11 protein-coding genes and 1 pseudogene are annotated in these 15398 nt (G+C 69.2%); 1 reads left to right on the forward strand and 11 read right to left on the reverse strand.

The window, feature by feature from the left end; genetic code table 11:
• The 7 genes and pseudogenes from Q0741_RS06585 to Q0741_RS06615 all read right to left on the reverse strand — a co-directional run.
• A pseudogene (locus tag Q0741_RS06585) lies at nt 1-310 on the reverse strand (poly(3-hydroxyalkanoate) depolymerase); the annotation flags it as partial.
• 29 nt (nt 311-339) lie between these two features.
• Nucleotides 340-762 carry a CopG family transcriptional regulator gene (locus Q0741_RS06590; RefSeq protein ID WP_298232402.1) on the reverse strand — a complete coding sequence of 141 codons (423 nt, stop codon included), beginning with the start codon at nt 760-762 and terminating at the stop codon, nt 340-342.
• Nucleotides 763-941: 179 nt separating this feature from the next.
• A complete protein-coding gene (locus Q0741_RS06595; RefSeq protein WP_298232403.1) occupies nt 942-3074 on the reverse strand; it encodes an alpha/beta hydrolase domain-containing protein in 2133 nt (710 codons plus the stop codon).
• Between the two features lie 81 nt (nt 3075-3155).
• Complete coding sequence (locus tag Q0741_RS06600) at nt 3156-4778, reverse strand: tannase/feruloyl esterase family alpha/beta hydrolase (protein WP_298232404.1); 1623 nt, start codon at nt 4776-4778, stop codon at nt 3156-3158.
• Nucleotides 4779-4896: 118 nt separating this feature from the next.
• Nucleotides 4897-5880, reverse strand: a complete 984-nt coding sequence (locus Q0741_RS06605; protein ID WP_298232405.1) for a tripartite tricarboxylate transporter substrate binding protein — start codon at nt 5878-5880, stop codon at nt 4897-4899.
• A 166-nt stretch (nt 5881-6046) separates the two neighbouring features.
• On the reverse strand, nt 6047-6418 hold the full coding sequence (locus tag Q0741_RS06610) for a hypothetical protein (RefSeq protein WP_298232406.1): 372 nt from the start codon (nt 6416-6418) through the stop codon (nt 6047-6049).
• The gene (locus Q0741_RS06615; RefSeq protein WP_298232407.1) at nt 6415-7761 is read right to left on the reverse strand and encodes an acyclic terpene utilization AtuA family protein; all 1347 of its coding nucleotides are present in this window, start codon (nt 7759-7761) and stop codon (nt 6415-6417) included. The genes Q0741_RS06610 and Q0741_RS06615 overlap by 4 nt, the downstream gene beginning before the upstream one ends.
• A gap of 105 nt (nt 7762-7866) precedes the next feature.
• Here Q0741_RS06615 and Q0741_RS06620 point away from each other — a divergent pair, with 105 nt between their 5' ends.
• Nucleotides 7867-8781 (forward strand): LysR family transcriptional regulator, encoded by a 915-nt coding sequence (locus Q0741_RS06620; RefSeq protein WP_298232408.1) that lies wholly within the window; start codon nt 7867-7869, stop codon nt 8779-8781.
• A 1-nt stretch (nt 8782) separates the two neighbouring features.
• Here the strand turns inward: Q0741_RS06620 and Q0741_RS06625 are convergent, their stop codons facing one another.
• The 4 genes from Q0741_RS06625 to Q0741_RS06640 form a co-directional block, all read right to left on the reverse strand.
• Nucleotides 8783-9889, reverse strand: coding sequence for a hypothetical protein (locus Q0741_RS06625; protein ID WP_298232409.1), 1107 nt, complete (start codon nt 9887-9889; stop codon nt 8783-8785).
• A gap of 262 nt (nt 9890-10151) precedes the next feature.
• Entirely contained in the window at nt 10152-11954 is a 1803-nt protein-coding gene (locus Q0741_RS06630; RefSeq protein WP_298232410.1) for a CHASE domain-containing protein, read from the reverse strand.
• 36 nt (nt 11955-11990) lie between these two features.
• A complete protein-coding gene (locus Q0741_RS06635) occupies nt 11991-12932 on the reverse strand; it encodes a WYL domain-containing protein (RefSeq protein WP_298232411.1) in 942 nt (313 codons plus the stop codon).
• A gap of 540 nt (nt 12933-13472) precedes the next feature.
• Nucleotides 13473-14561 carry a PEP-CTERM sorting domain-containing protein gene (locus Q0741_RS06640; protein ID WP_298232412.1) on the reverse strand — a complete coding sequence of 363 codons (1089 nt, stop codon included), beginning with the start codon at nt 14559-14561 and terminating at the stop codon, nt 13473-13475.
• Nucleotides 14562-15398 lie beyond the last annotated feature (837 nt).

Raw genomic sequence — 15398 nt, forward strand, 5'->3', positions numbered from 1 at the left:
ACGGCCGGCGCACGGCGTACGCGAAGGCGCCCAGGCCGGTGCGGACAGCCTGCGCGGCCGGTGCCTCGGCGGGCGTGGCCGGCCGTGGCCGTATCGCGTCCGAGGCTGGATCGGGCAACGCCGCCGGTGCGTCGTCGAGCACGCGCGCCTGGACATCGATCACCTCGCCGCGCGGCGAGGCCGCCGTGCTGCGCGGGCTCGGCGCGGAGCCGGCCAGCGCGGCCTGGATCAGCGCCGTGGCGGCCTGGAGGTCGCCGGCGCGCGTGAGGCGCGTGGCCTCGGCCATGGCCTGCTGAAAGGCAGTGTTCATGAGGAATCCTGTAGGGAAGGTCGGAGTGCTCAGCGCATCCGGGGCGCCAGCGCCGCCTTCACGGCGGCACTGGCCTGCAGCACACCCAGCACCACGATCGACTCGACCGTGGCCAGCGCCAGCTCCGGCGTGACCTCGTTGCCGATGCTGGCCAGCCCCAGCACGCGGATCTGCAGCCGCTGGCCGGCGGCCTGCACGGCGCGCAGGTCCTCGGCACTGAAGTGCTGGATGCCCAGCACCAGCATCCGCCGCGTCACGGCCTGCTTCACCGCCTCGGCATGCGCGGCGAGCTGGTTGCGGATGGCGGTGCGGATGAGATCGGTGCGGTTGGCATAGAAGCCTTCCTGCACCAGCAGGTCGATCTGGCCCAGGTCCACGACGCCGAGGTTGATGGTGATCTTCTCGTCGGTGGAGCGGGCGGCGGGGGCGGTGGTGGCGCTGCGGGGTGGCATGGAGGCCATCCTACTGCCATCCTGCGAACATCCAAGTGGATGGTAATGGTGATGCAAGGGATATTGCGAAGCCTGCTGGTCCCCATAGAAAAAAGGCCGCCCAAGGCGGCCTGAAGAACAGGAAGCGGGAGGCCAGCGGCCGGCACGATCGGGTACCGGCTGCTGGGGTGGTCAGGCGTTCAAGGCAACACCGGCGTCGCCGCCGCCCGCTGCACGATCAGGTCCGCGTCGCGCTGCAACAGCAGCCGCTGCGACACCAGCTCGGCCGCGGCGGCCTTCACCGCCGCCTCGTAGCCGGCCTGGTCCCCGTACAGCTCCTCCAGCGAGGGCCGCGCGTCGCCCGCGGCCAGCCGCGCCGCCATGGTCTTGTGGAAGGGAATGAAGCTGCCGGTGAGGTTGGACAGGTCCACGATGCCCGGCGTGGCCACGTAGTTGAACTCGATGCTCGTGCCCAGCGGCACACGCGCCTCCACGCTGCGGATGCCCGCCAGCGTCAGCCCCGTGGTCGCGTCCACCTGCGGCACCAGGATCGCGTAGTCCTTGTTCAGGTAGGCCGGCGGCAGCAGCGTGGCGATGCCCGACTCGTCCTGCGGCCGGTACTGCGGGCCGAAGTCCAGCAGCGGGAAGCCGTTGTAGCGCGCCAAGTAGGTGAAATCGGGAATCGGCGTCGGCGTGCCGTTGACGGGCCAGGTGACACCCTTCATCGCCGGGAACGTGACGGCGTCGGGCCGCACCAGCGTGCCGTCGGCGATCTTCGGCACCTGGCTCGCCGGCGGCTCGGTGCCGCGCACCACCCAGTCCTCCAGCGCCAGGAACAGGGCGCGGAAGGTGTCGTTGAAGTGCACCACCGTGCCGGCCGGGTACACGTTGCGCGTGGGCGCGTAGCTGATGCTGCCCAGGCCTCCGGCGCCGCCGTGCTGGGTGCTGCTGTAGTAATAGATGCGCGCGTTGGCCGGCTGCTGCAGGTCGCGCAGCCCGTTGGCGTCGGTGAGCACCGGCGAGCCCTGCAGCTGCCAGAACTCGGTGCCCGACAGCCCCAGGAAGAACTTCGGACAGGTGGCGGTGGCCTCGCAGCGCGCCATCACGCCGCCCTGGCGGCCGCTGACCTCGTCCACGTAGTCCTTGTCCAGCCCGCGCGGCGCGGTCTGGCCGAAGGCGGTGTGGTCGGTGCGCAGCCCGCCGCCGCCGCCCGGCACCGCGAAGCGCGTGTTGATGTGGGTCTGGCGCGCCGCCACGTGCGCGTACAGGCCGTCGAACACCTTGGAGCCGTCCAGCGCCTGGTTGAAGCCCAGGTGCAGGAAGGTTTTCATCGCGTTGCCCGATTGCGAGGTGCCCTGGCCGATGGTGCTGGTGATGCGGCCCGCCAGCGGGTTGGCCTTGCCGTCCGCATCGGCCGCCGCGCCGCGGAAGAAGCTCACCGTGTCGCGCAGCGCCGCCAGGCCCACGCCCATCACCTTCGAGTCCTTGGCGACGTAGACCAGCTCATACAGGTATTTCGGGTCGAAGCCGCCCTTGAGGCAGACGCTGGCCGGGTTCGGCGTGCCGGGGAAAGGCGTGGCCTCGTCGCAGGTGGCGAACTTCCAGTCGCTGGCCGGGATCAGCACGCGCGGGTCGGTCTCGTTGGCGCGGCGCGTGAGCGAGAAGCCGGGCTGCGTGTTGTCCAGCGTGGCGGGCTCGTAGGGAATCATGCTGCCGTTGAACACGCCGCCGGGCAGCGTCATCGCGGGCGTGGCGGCGCTGGGCACCAGCTCGGCGCGGTAGGGCCCGGTGATGCTGCTGCCGTCCGGGTTCTTGGCCACCGGCACGGTGGCAGTGAGCCGCGCGGGGCTGCTCTTGGGCACGTCGCCCTGCCACGCGGCGTAGAGCATCACGGTGCCGCGCTCCAGGTACACGGCGTCGCTGGGCGTGGCCGCCGGGTTGAGCATCGTGAGGATGTTGCCGCGGTTGGGCGCGTCATAGCGCAGCACGCCGCTGGCCTTGCTCATGTCCTTGGGCTTGAGCATCACGAACTCGGTCTGGTACTCGACCATGCCGCGCGCGTTGACCGGCGCCAGCTCCAGGTCCTGGATCACGGCGTTCTTCGGGTCCTTGGGATCGACCTCGCCGCTGATGACGCCGCTGACCCTTTCATACGCGCCCACGTCGCCGTAGCTGCCCGGGAAATCCTCGGTGGCGGTGACGGACAGGCGCAGCTCGGGCGTGGCCGCGGGCGCGGTGGGTGCCGTCGCAACCGGCGGATCGTCGCTGCCGCCGCAGGCCGACAGCAGCGCGGCGCTGGCGCAAAGGGCCAGCAGGCTTTTCTGGAACTTCATGACAGTGTCTCCGGGTATGGCGATGCCCGGCCGCGCGCCCGCGAGGGCACGCGGCGGCATCGCTTGTGTCGTGATGGGGGTTCAGCGGCAGCTGAAGCTCGCAGCGTCGTCGGTGCTGCCGCTGCCGTTGTAGACAGCCTGTTGCGGGTGCGGGCACAACGGCCGGGTGCGCACCGCGGCGCCGGACACCACGCGCGAGGCGACGATGCGCTCGGGGGCGACGCCCTGTTCCACCCACTGGTCCAGCGCCTTGAGCAGGTCGTGCGAGGCGTCCACCACCGGCGAGGGCGCGCCCTGGTTGCCGAAGTTCGTCGCGCCCGTGCCGCCGCTGCAGTGGCCCATGCCCGGCACCATGAAGAGGCGGAAGAACGTATCCACCTCGGCCTGCGAGCCCTGGCGGGCCTTGACCTGGTCGAAGTAGGCGATGGTGTCCGCCGCGTTGACCACCGGGTCCTGCCAGCCTTGGTAGACGATGGCCTTGCCGCCGCGGGCCTTGAAGGCCGCGAGGTCGGGGTTGGTCTGGTCCACCATCCAGCCGACCTTGGCGTCCGTGAAGGCCACGTCGCGGTCGTAGTCGAAGCTCCACCAGTCCCACCGCGGGTCCTCGAAGCTCCACAGCCGCCAGAAGTCCGCGCGCACGGGCTCGCTCGACCCCCAGTAGCCCGGCCAGCCGGACTCGGTGCCCACCACGAGCCCCGGGTACAGCTGCTCGCCGGTGCGCGGGTTCTTCGGGCCGGCGTAGATCTTCTGGGCCACCGCCACCTGCGCCGCGGTGAGGCAAGTGGCCGTCTCGGCCCCGCTGCACTGCAGCGCCGCGACGTTGAACTTGTCGCTGGTGCAGGCGCGCGGATCGGTCATCACGCCGTCGGCCACGCCATCGAGCGTGTCGCAGGCGGCCACCGCGGCCGTCGTGATGAGCGCGGCCTTGGCCGCCGGCAGGATCAGCGTGGTGTTGTCGCCGGGGTTGCGGTTGGAGAGGAAGCGGTGCAGGAACTCCACGTTCAGCCGCACGCGGTTGTTGCCCGGCGCGCCGGCGATCACGCCGTCGAAGTCCTCGGGGTAGCGCTGCATCTCGGCGTAGCCCTGGTGGCCGCCGGTGGAGCAGCCATAGAAGTAGGCACGGCTGGCGGCCTTGCCCGTGAGCTCGGCCAGCACCTGCTTGCCCGGCACCGTGATGGCGTGGATGGAGCGCGTGCCCCAGTCCACGATCTTCTCCGGGTGGCCCACGCCCCAGAACATCTGGTTGGGATCGCTGGACTGGTGGCCGGTGTCGCCGCCCATGGCCGCATAGCCCTGGCGCATCGCGTAGGCCATGTCGCCGTAGTTCAGGCTGGGGCTGTAGCCGCCGTTGCCGGTGGTCACGAGCTTGCCGTTCCAGGCCTCGGCGCTGGGCACCCACAGCTCGAAATTGACCAGCGAGTCGCTGCTGGGCGTGGCCTGGCCCTTGACCAGGCAGAAGGCCGGCAGCCCGGTGATCGCGGTGCTGCTGCCCGGTGGCGTGTAGCTGCCCGAGGTCACCGGCGTGGCCGAGCTCACGCTGGCGCCGTCGAGCTTCAGGGCGGCGAAGCTGGCGGCATCGCAGGCCTTGGGTGTGGCCGCCTGCGGCGGCTGTGGAGCCGGCGCGGCTGGATCGTCCCCGCCGCCACAGGCGGCCAGCAGCGCGGCACTGGCGCACAGCGCCAGCGGTGTCCTCTGGAATCGCATCGTGTCTCCTTGGGTCGTGGTCAGGCCCACCGCCGGGCCCGGCAGTGGCTGAAAGGGCCCCTTCTGTGGAGGCCTTGAGGGAGGGCCGCGGCGGTGTGGCGCCCGCCGCGGCGTCAGGTCACTCCGCCTCGATGCCGGCGGCCTTGATCACGCGGCCCCACTTCTGGGTCTCCTCGGCCTGGAACTTCGCCAGCTCCTGCGGCGAGGCGATCCAGGGCTCGGCACCACTGCTCTCGAAGAAGGTCTTGGCGGCGGCGCTCTTCACGGCCGTGCTCAGCAGCTCGTTGAGCCGCGCCACCACCGGCTGCGGCGTGGCCGCGGGCACGTAGGCCGCGAACCAGTAGCCCATGTCGTAGCCCTTGACGCCGGCTTCCGCGATGGTGGGCACCTCGGGCAGCATCGGGCTGCGCTTGGTGGTGGAGTAGCCCAGCGCGCGCAGCTTGCCGGCCTTGACCTGCGGCACGCCGGTGGCGGTGTCGGTGATCATCAGGTCGATCTGCCCGCCCAGCAGGTCCGTCACCGCCTGCGGGTTGCTCTTGTAGGGCACGTGCAGGATGTCGGTGCCGCTGAGCTGCTTGAACATCTCGCCCGCCACGCGGCTGGACGAGCTGCCGCTGCCGAAGCTGAGTTTCCCGGGGCGCTTCTTGGCCTCGGACACGATGTCGCCCACGCTCTTGTAGGGCGCGTCCGCCCGCACCACCAGCACCTGCCCGCCCTTGCCCAGGCCGGCAACGGGTGCGAAGTCCTTCACCGGGTCGTAGGACAGCTTCTTGTACAGGTGCTCGTTGGCCGCATGCGTGGTGTTGGTGGTGATCAGCACGGTGTAGCCGTCGGCCGGGGCGCGCGCGGCGGCCTGCGCGGCCATCATCCCGCTGGCGCCGGCCTTGTTGTCCACCACCACGGTCTGCTTCGTCTGCTCGGTGATGGACTGGCCCAGGGCGCGCGCGAGCTGGTCGGTGGCGCTGCCGGCGGCAAAGGGCACCACGAAGGTGATCGGCTTCTCCGGGTATTTGACTTGCGCCTGCGCGGCGGGCGCGCCCAGCGCGGCGAGGGTGGCGGCAGCCGCGGCTGCGAGGACTTGGCGGCGGGGGAAATGGGTCATGGCTTGTCTCCTTGGTGTCGTCGTTTCATTTCCTGATGCCCACTTGAACAACCGCGTCACACCCGCGAAGGCGGGTGTCCACGAATACCGGGCGGCATCCCGGCGCGCGTGGATGCCCGCCTTCGCGGGCATGACGAGTTCTTTCAGTGGCCATCGCGAGCTGGAATCAGGTCGGTTGCCGCAGCAACGAGGCGAGCTCGGCGGGCACGTCGATCTCGATGTCCAGCAGCAGGAAGGCCAGCGCCTTGCCGTGGCTGTCCAGGTTCAGCGCGTCGTTGACGCCGCCGTCGAGCACGCCCTCCAGCACGAAATTCATGGCTTGCAGCCGGGGCAGCAGGTGGCGCGTGACGCGGCGCGGGCGGCGGTGCGAGAACTGGCGCGCCACGGCCTCTTCCGTCACCTGCGCTTCCAGCAGCGGGTACAGCGCCGCGTGCCAGGCGATGACGCTGATGTTGGAAACGTTGCCCTTGTCGCCGGTGCGGCCGTGGGCCAGCTGCTGCAGGGGCACGCGCAGGGTGTGGCCGGTGCTTGCGTTCATTCGATGAACTCCAGTTGCGCGCTCACGCGCTCGCGCGGCACCAGGCAGGACACGGTGCCCAGCCGCTGGCGCAGCCCCGTGCGCACGCCGCCGCCGCCGGCGGGGCCGCAGGTGTAGAGCGCGGTCACCTCGCGCGCCAGGCGCTCGGCCTGCTTCTTGTCCGCGTGGTTGAGCGCCACGCGCAGCCGCACGTCGCGCGCATCGCCCACCGGCTGGCTCGACAGCCACTGCCCGGCGTCGTCGCCGAACACGCTGGCCACGCCGATGAGGTCCACCCGCAGCGGCCCGCACTCGGCCAGCCGCCGGCGCAGCACGTCGCCCGCCAGCCGCGCGCGCGCCTCGGCGCCGCGCCCGGCGTAGGAAATCTCGCCCTCGGCCAGCCAGCCCTGGGCGTGGAACACGTTGGCTTTCAGGTGCGTGGGCCGCGCGTGGCCGCGCACGCCGTGCAGGCGCACGCGGTCGGGGCCCACGGTCTCGACCCAGGCCTCGGTGATGTCGGCCACCACGTCGGGCGTGAGGTACGCGGCCGGGTCGTGCAGCTCGTACAGCAGCTGTTCCTTGACAGTGTGCTCGTCCACGCAGCCGCCGGTGCCCTCGGCCTTGCCGATGACGCAGCCGCCGTCGGCGTCCAGCTCCGCGATGGGGTAGCCGACGCTGGCGAGGTCCGGCACGTCTTTCAAGCCCGGGTCGGCGAAGTAGCCGCCGCAGACCTGCGCGCCGCACTCCAGCAGGTGCCCGGCCATGGTGGCGCGCGCAAGGCGGTCCCAGTCGTCGCCGGCCCAGCCGAAATGCGCCAGCGCCGGGCCCACGGTCAGCGAGGGGTCGGCGACGCGGCCGGTGATCACCACGTCCGCCCCCGCGCGCAGCGCCTCGGCGATCGCCTCCGCGCCCAGGTAGACGTTGGCGCTGGCGATGTTCAGCCCGTCCGCCGCCGCGCCCAGGGCCTCGCGCAGCAGGCCGCGGTGGGCCTCGTCCGACAGGTCGTCTCCGCTGACCACCGCCACGCGCGGCACGCGGGTGCCGAGCTCGCGCGCCAGCGCCAGCACCCGGCGCGCGGCGGCCTGCGGATTCGCCGCGCCGAAGTTGCCCACGATCCGGATGCCGTGCGCCAGGCAGTCGGCCAGCACGGGCGCCAGCATTTCGGCCAGCAGCGGCTCGTAGCCGGCCTCCGGATCGTTGCGGCGTGCCAGCTGCGCCAGCGCCAGCGTGCGCTCGGCCAGGGTTTCGAAGATCAGCACGGCGGGCTGCCGCCGCCGGATGAGCGTGTCCACCACCGGTCGGGCGGCGTCGGTGCGGTCGCCGGAAAAACCGGCGGCGCAGCCGATGAGCAGGGTGTCGGTCATGGCTCCTGGGACTGGGAGGCCTGTTCGAAGGCCGATGCGGCCACTGTAGGCAGCGCCATTCAATTGGAGAATTCGTTTGTTTGGATCAATTCATCCGTTTTCCAGATGAGCGACACCGATGTCTCCACGCGCCAGCTGCGCGCCTTCGTGGCGCTGGCCGAGACGCGCAACTTCACCCGCGCCGCGGCGCGGCTGCACCTGTCGCAGCCGGCCTTCAGCGCGCTGATCCGGGCGCTGGAGGAGGCCGTGGGCGCGCGGCTGTTCGACCGCAGCACGCGCCACGTGGAGCCCACGGTGGAGGGTGCGCTGTTCCTGGAGAGCGCGCAGCGCCTGCTGCGCGACCTGTCCCTGAGCGTGGCCGACCTGGGCGAGCACGTGGCGCGCCGGCGCGGGCGCGTGGCCCTGGCCGCGCTGCCGGCGCTGGCCGCGGGCTGGCTGCCGCCGCTGCTGGCCGCGTTTCGCGGGCGCTACCCGGACATCGAGCTGGACGTGGCCGATGCGCTGTCGGATGGCTGCGTGGAGCGCGTGCGCGCCGGCCAGGCCGACTTCGCGCTGGCGGCGGTGCGCGCCGTCGCGCCCGAGCTGCTGGTGGAGCCCTTCTGCGCCGACGGCTTTCACCTCGTGTGCCCGCGCACGCATGCGCTGGCGCGGCGCGGCGGCGTGCGGCTGCGCGACCTGGCGGGCGAGCCCTTCATCCACCTGGCACGCACGAGCAGCGTGCGGCAGCACATCGAATCGGCGCTGTGGCCGGGGGCGCTGGCGCTCAAGCCGGTGATGGAGCTGGAGCAGCTCAGCACCGTGGCCGGCATGGTGCGCGCCGGGCTGGGCATCACGGTGGTGCCGGCGCTGACGCTGTTCCACTTCGAGCACCCGGAGCTGGTCACGCGCCCGGTGGTGGACGCCCCGGGGCTGCGGCGGCAGATCTACAGCATCCGCCGCCGCGACCGCAGCCTCTCCATCGCGGCGCAGGCGCTGTTCGACGAGCTCATGGCGCAGCGGCCGGCGCTGGAGGCGGGGTGACTCACGGCTTGGGCACCAGCATGTAGCCCTCGATGCGCCAGGTGCCGGACGAGACGTACAAACCCGTGCCGACGATCACGCCGCGGTCGTTGATGGCGTTGGCATCGCCCAGGGCGTTCCAGCCCCGGTTCAGCGCCTCGGGCAACTCGGCCAGCGGCACCGAGCTCGCGCCGTTGTCGCGCCAAACCCGGCCGCGCGCCCGCGGGTCGGCCGTGCCTTCGAATTTGTAGCCGGCAACCTCCCGGAGATTGTTCAATCCCCGCGCGAAAGTCGGAAAACCCGGTTCCGCGCGCAGTCGCTTGTAAACATTGCCCATGCGCAGGAATGCCATCGCGCTGAAAAGCTCGCCCGTGGCGCCGGCATACATATACCCGCTGATGTCGCCGTTGTCATTGATCCCGGTCGGAATCAGGTTGTCGAAGCCCGTCGGTATTCTCAAAATCTGGGCCGCGCGCCCGCGCAATTTCCGAACCCCCTGCTTATATCGCACGCCGTCCACCTCGACTTCCCGGTAGCCGACAATGTCACCGTAACGGTTTATTGCGGTGGCCTGGGCTGACAGGCCGCCCCAGGTGCCCAGGTTCGTTTTGGTATTGCCTTTCCAGAGCATTGCGTGGCGCACGCCGGGCGCCGGCTCGGACCAGCCCACGATCTCGGATTGGTTGTTGATGGCCGCCGCGTAGGAACTGCCCCCGCCCAGCGAGGGGAGTGTGGTGATGGCGCCGGTGTCCCGCTTCCAGCGGAAGGCCTGGGTCCGCGAGCCTTGCGTGAACCAGCCCACGACTTCGCCCAGGTTGTTGACGCCCCGCGCTTCGCCGGGACCGTCGGTGTGGATGACCCGGGGCGCCTGGCCCGGAACGAAATAGGCCGGACGCATATTGCCCTCGATGTTGAACCAGACGGTGCCCGCCGCCGCCTTGCCGTTGCGGCTCAGGGCCAGGCCGAAACTGCTGCCCCCTTGCACCGTGCCCAGCCGCAGCACGCGGTAGCCGTTGGTGCCGGTGGCCAGGGCCGCGGATTCGGGAACCTCGTCGTCGATTTCAACCGCTTGTGCTGCCTGCATCAGGCCGGCAGCAAACAGGGGAATCAAACAGAAAAACAACTTCATGGAAACCCTCCGGGGAAAACTGCTGCACGCACCGCTCGTGCCTGAATCAGCCTAGCGATGCGCCCCAGCTTTCCCACCCCCGAGGCGGGCCATGTGTTGTTTTAAAGGGTTGGAATTATTTGAATATCAGCCCGGGAGATTCCCGGGTTTCCCGTGCCGTGCGCAGGGATCAGCGCGGGTTTGCAGGCGGCGCTTCGGCCATGGGTTGCAGCGAGGCGGAATCCGGGCCCGGGCGCTTGCGCTCGTCCCGGGAACTGCCGCCTCACGCGGCTGGGTCCGCCACCTCCAGCGCCAGGGTGACGCTGAAGGTGCTGCCCTGGCCCGGCGTGCTTTGCAGCGCCACCTCGCCGCCCATCATGGCCACCAGGCGCGCGACGATGGACAAACCTAACCCGGTGCCGCCGAAGCGCCGCGTGGTGGAGGCGTCGGCCTGCGTGAAGGGCTCGAACACGGCCTGCTGCTGCTCGGGCGCGATGCCGATGCCGGTGTCGCTGACGTCCAGGCGCAGCCGCGCGCGCGAGCCCTGGCGCTCCAGCAGCCGCGCGCGCAGCGTCACCTGGCCCTCTGCGGTGAACTTCACGGCATTGCTCAGCAGGTTGGAGAGCACCTGCCGCAGCCGCAGCGCGTCGCCGCGCAGCCAGGCCGGCAGCGCCGGGTCGATCTCCAGTTGCACGCGCAGCGGCTTGCCCGTGGCCTGCGCCTCGGCCTGGGCGTGCAGCGCCTGCAGCAGCGGCCGCGTCTCGAAGGGCTGCTCGTCCAGCCGCATCTCGCCCGCCTCGATCTTGCTCAGGTCCAGTACGTCGTTGAGCAGCGCCAGCAGGTGCGTGCCGGCGTTGGCGATGTGCTGTACGTACAGGCCCTGCTTCTCTTCCAGCGGCATGCGCTGCAGCAGCTGGCTCAGGCCGATGACGGCGTTGAGCGGGGTGCGGATCTCGTGGCTCATGTGCGCCAGGAAGGCGCTCTTGGCCCGGTTGGCCGCCTCGGCCTGCTCGGTGCGGCGGCGCAGCGCCTGCTCCTGGCGCTGGCGCTCGGCCGCGCGCAGCATGCCGTACAGCAGCAGCGCCAGCACGGAAAACACCATCGCCACGCCCAGCCCGGCCGCCGCCGGCGACAGCAGCTGCAGCTGCCGCAGGAAGGCGGGCCGCGCCTGCACCTCCAGCAGCCATTCGCGCCCGAACACCGCCAGCCGCACCTGCTGCATCGGCACGTGCCCACGGCTCTGCCAGCCGTCGGAGGTGTAGAAGCGGTCGGGCAGGTTCCAGGGCTGCAAGTCGCTCAAGGACAGCGCCAGCGTGCCGAACTGCGTGTCGAAGTCGGCCAGCACCTCCTTGGCCACCAGCAGCATCACGGCCCAGCCGTAGGTGGCTTTCTCGCGCTGCGCACGCGTGAGACTGGCGCCGTGGGTGTAGATGGGCAGCGACAGCACGAAGCCGTGCCCTTCGGGCGTGCCGGGCAGCAGCAGGGTCAGCGGCGCCGACAGGCGCGGCTCGCCGCTGAGCATGGAGGCGCGCAGGCACCCGCGGCGCCGGATCTCGGTGGCCAGGTCCAGGCCCTCGACGTCCTGCCAGTCCGGCGAGGGAGGCTCCATGAACATCAGCAGGAAGCGCTCGGGCGCGTCCAGCCCGTTGGGGTTGAGCTCTCGGATGCGGAAACCCGGCTCGCCCTTGTCGCGCATCTCGGCCATGAAGGCGTCGTCCTCCTCGCGCAGCGTGCGCCGCACGAAGCCCACGCCGCTGGCGCCGGGGAAGCGTTCGCGCAGGTCGAAGGAGCCGGCGAAGCGGCGGAAGGCGTCGCGCGTGAGCGCCTCGGCCGAGGTGCCGGCCACGCGCACGGCGCCGCGGGTGGCGTAGAGGGCGTATTCGTAGGACTGCATGCGCTCGCGCAGCCGCGAGCTCACCTGCGCCGTAGCGGCCTGCAGCTGGGCCTGCACCCGGGCCTCGTTGCTGATCCACTGCAGCCAGCCCACGGCCACGCCGGCCACCAGCCCGACGAGCAGCACGGCCAGGCTCCAGCGCCACGGCTCCTGGGAGAGCTGCGGCGCGGTCGGTACGCTGCGGTCGTTCATGCCCCCATTAGAACAAGGGGGGCGGCGGCTTCGGCGCTATCCGCCGTCCCGTTCGCTGCCGGATGGAGCCTGAGCGCCACCGTGCGCCGCCGCCGTGGCGTCCGGGAGGCCCAGGTACCGCGCCAGGCCCTGCTCCAGTTCCGCCTGCCAGGCCTCGGGGCTGAGGATGCGCAGGTGCGGCATCCAGTAGCGCACGATGGGCAGCACCTGGCCGGCGTGCGCGGCCTGCAGCGAGACGATCAGGCCGCCGTCCTCCAGCGCCTGCTCGATCTTCTGGCTGGCGATGAGCTTGCGCCGCCGGAAGTGCGGCGCCGCCTGCGCGTCGATGCGCAGCAGCACGCGCTGGCGCGCCTGCCACAGCGTGTCCTCGTCGGCGAGCTGGCGCTCGGTGCCGGGGTCCGGATCGAAGCTCTCCTGCGACACCCGCAGCTGCTGCATGCGCGCCAGCGAGAAGGTTTTGAATTGCCCGCGGTCGCGCGCGGCGAGGTACCACGCGCCCTTGTGGCGCAGCAGCCGGTAGGGCTCGATGCCGGCGTAGGCCTGCACGAGGCCTTCGTCCTTGAGCAGCTCGAAGCCGATGCGCCGGTGGGCGACGATGGCGTCCTCCAGCGGCCGTGCCAGCTCGGGCCGCTCGTGCGGCGCGGCGCCGCTGCCGGCGAGGATGGCGCGCTGCACGCGCGCCTCGAACAGCTCGCGTGCCAGCTCGTCGCCGGGCAGCGCACCGCGCACCGCCGCCAGCGCGGCGAGCTGTTCGATGTCGCGCGTGCCCAGCCGCCCGGTGAAGGCCGTGTCCAGCCGCCAGCCGCCGCGCTCGCGCTCCAGCGGCAGGAAGGCCAGGCGCCGTGCCAGGTCACGCCGCAGCGTGGCCGCGCTCACGCCCAGCTCGGCCGCCAGCGCCGAGGGCGCCACGCGCTCGCCGTGGTTGAGTTTGATCAGCAGCAGCGCCAGGCGGCGGGCGGGGGCGTCGTGGGCGGACATGGATTTACTGCGGTGGAGTGGGGCGGAGGCCGCGAGGTGCGCTGCCTTGGCGCCGGCACGAGGGCCGTACAAGCGGTGTGCTCGTGCGCTGGAGTTCACAGGTGGGGCCGGCGAGAGTGCTTGCAAGCCGCAGGTGCTGATGGTGTGGTGCTAGTGGCGAGAGTCACAAGTTCGTACACCGCTTGACCGGCAGGCTCCGGCCAGGAGCGGTACTCAGTTCAATAGATTGAATGCCGCCTTCAGGCTGCAAGCGGTCCTTCACTGGCCTCTGCCGCACAGCCGCCTTTGAACCCATTGCGGGCGTGCTCAACGCCCAAACGCGAGGTGATACGGATCCCAGTTATTCCTGAACAAAAACGCAGTTCGGGCTGAGCTTGTCGAAGCCCTGCTGCGGCTACCGAGCGCTTACCCTTCGGCAGGCCCTGTCCTGAGCTTGTCGAAGGGCTCAGGGTGAACGGGAATGAGTGCAGTCTGGGATTCGAGTCCGATGCGTATGACATCGAACTGTTCAACAGCAAGTGCAAGTCACACTGTCCGTCCTCACGTGTTGGTGCGGCAGCGGTATCTCATCACGATGCCGCCCAGCCCGACCAGAAGTAGGGCCCAAGTGCCGGGTTCGGGAACGGGCGTAGCGATATAGGCGCGCCGCACGCCGTTGATGGTCCCAGACCCGACGATCTGGCCGCGGTCATTGATGTCAAAGGCATCACTCAGTTCCCACCGCTTGGCAGCGCCGGGAAGGAGGAGATCATTGAGGTCGTTTAAGACCCCGTCCTGGTACACATAGGCGTGGAACTCGCCTGTGCTGGTTCGTGAAGCACCTACCACCACGCCGCGATCGTTGAGGCCGTAGGCCCCGGTGTCACCGCCACCCAGCGAGCCGAGCTCTGTGACTGCGGCGCCGTTACGCAGGTATGCCTTGTAGCCAACCCCCTCGAAAAAATCCTGACCAATGATTTGGTTGGAATTATTGATGGCAAATGGTTCAAAACCATTTCCACCGCCCGGCAACGTTTCCAGACGAGTTACGGTTGTGCCATCGTAAGTGAATGCATAATAATCATTGGAATATTGAGCATATCCCAGTACGATGCCATGATCGTTAACAGAAACCCCTGCTGACGAGGTCGTGTCACCCAGAGGTATGAAACGGCTCTGCGTGCCGTCGTGAAAGAAGGCCCGACTGTCTATACTGCCTGTCAACTGTCCTTGTTCATTGATGGCATAGGCGCCGCCCTGAACCCCGCCCAGACCGGCGACGGGATTCACTATGTGCCCACTCTCGTAAAGGAAAGGATATCGTGCACGTGTGACAGGGTTAAACACATTACCCACCACTTGACCTCGATCGTTGACATCGTAGGCCATTTCGCCGCGGGCACCATCGAGCAGGCCCAAGGATTTCATCTGGCCATGGTTGTACAGGAAGGCCGTGTAAGCGGCACCTGAACTATTCTGTGTATACCCGACGACCCATCCGTCATTATTGATGCCTCGAGCCAGACTAGCGCTGTCGTCAGCCTGGAGCACGCCGAGATTGTGGATGCGGTATCTGGTTTCGGCCTGGGCGGGAGGCCAAACCAGGGCGACAAGCAGGGTCGAAACCCCCAAAATGACGGAATGGCGCATGCGCTGACCTCCTGCAAGAGGGCAGAAGCATAGATCAGCAAGAAGGCTGGTCGCTACCCCTTGACAATGCTGGTGAATATTTCGAAATCTGCATACTACTGTTACTGCTGTAGCGCATTGACCCTAGAATATGTGATCGTGCGAGTTTACCGGCCTACTGGCAGCATATGAAATCTACGGGCGGGTACAACTGGGCCAGGCAACAGGCGGGAAATAGCGGTGCAGAAGAAGGCGCTGTCGCTGTGAGGCGCCGCCGCACCATGATGCCGCTAGCTTGGCCAGCAGCAGTGCGCACGGATCAAAAAAGCGCCGTCGCGCGCGCGGTCCAAGCTTATGAAGGCTGTCGAAGCTGGGCGATGGCGGTGGCCCGGGTGCAGCGCTGGTGCTGCGCCCGGTAAACTGGAGTGTATGCGTGCGTGAGGCACAATAGAGACCTTAATTGCGTGCTCAACATGCTGCCGCAGGCCATATGCGACGCGTGTCTGGGGGAACACTTCCACGATGACGTCGCGTCTGCATGCTGTGCCTATCCGGCCATGCGCAGCAGGCCATGCCACGGAGGGCTGAAGAAGTCGGCGAGCGGCGGCGCGCCGCCGGGTTTCAGTTGCCCCGGTTCCGCAGACGCCAAGAATAGGCGCGTCGATTCTCGCAACGAACGACGCGGAGCGGTCAATTGCGGGCAGACAGCCCGCCTATCTGGCCGGCTCTTCAAGGCTGATTTCAGACGTTCGGTTTGCACGCCCATATGCAATATAAGTCATAAATAATAAATATTTATATTTAAAACGAACCGTCATGCTTGAAGCAATCGTGCCAAGGCGAAGTTTTCTGTGGGTT

This window comes from uncultured Azohydromonas sp., assembly GCF_937926365.1.
Lineage (GTDB): Bacteria > Pseudomonadota > Gammaproteobacteria > Burkholderiales > Burkholderiaceae_C > Azohydromonas.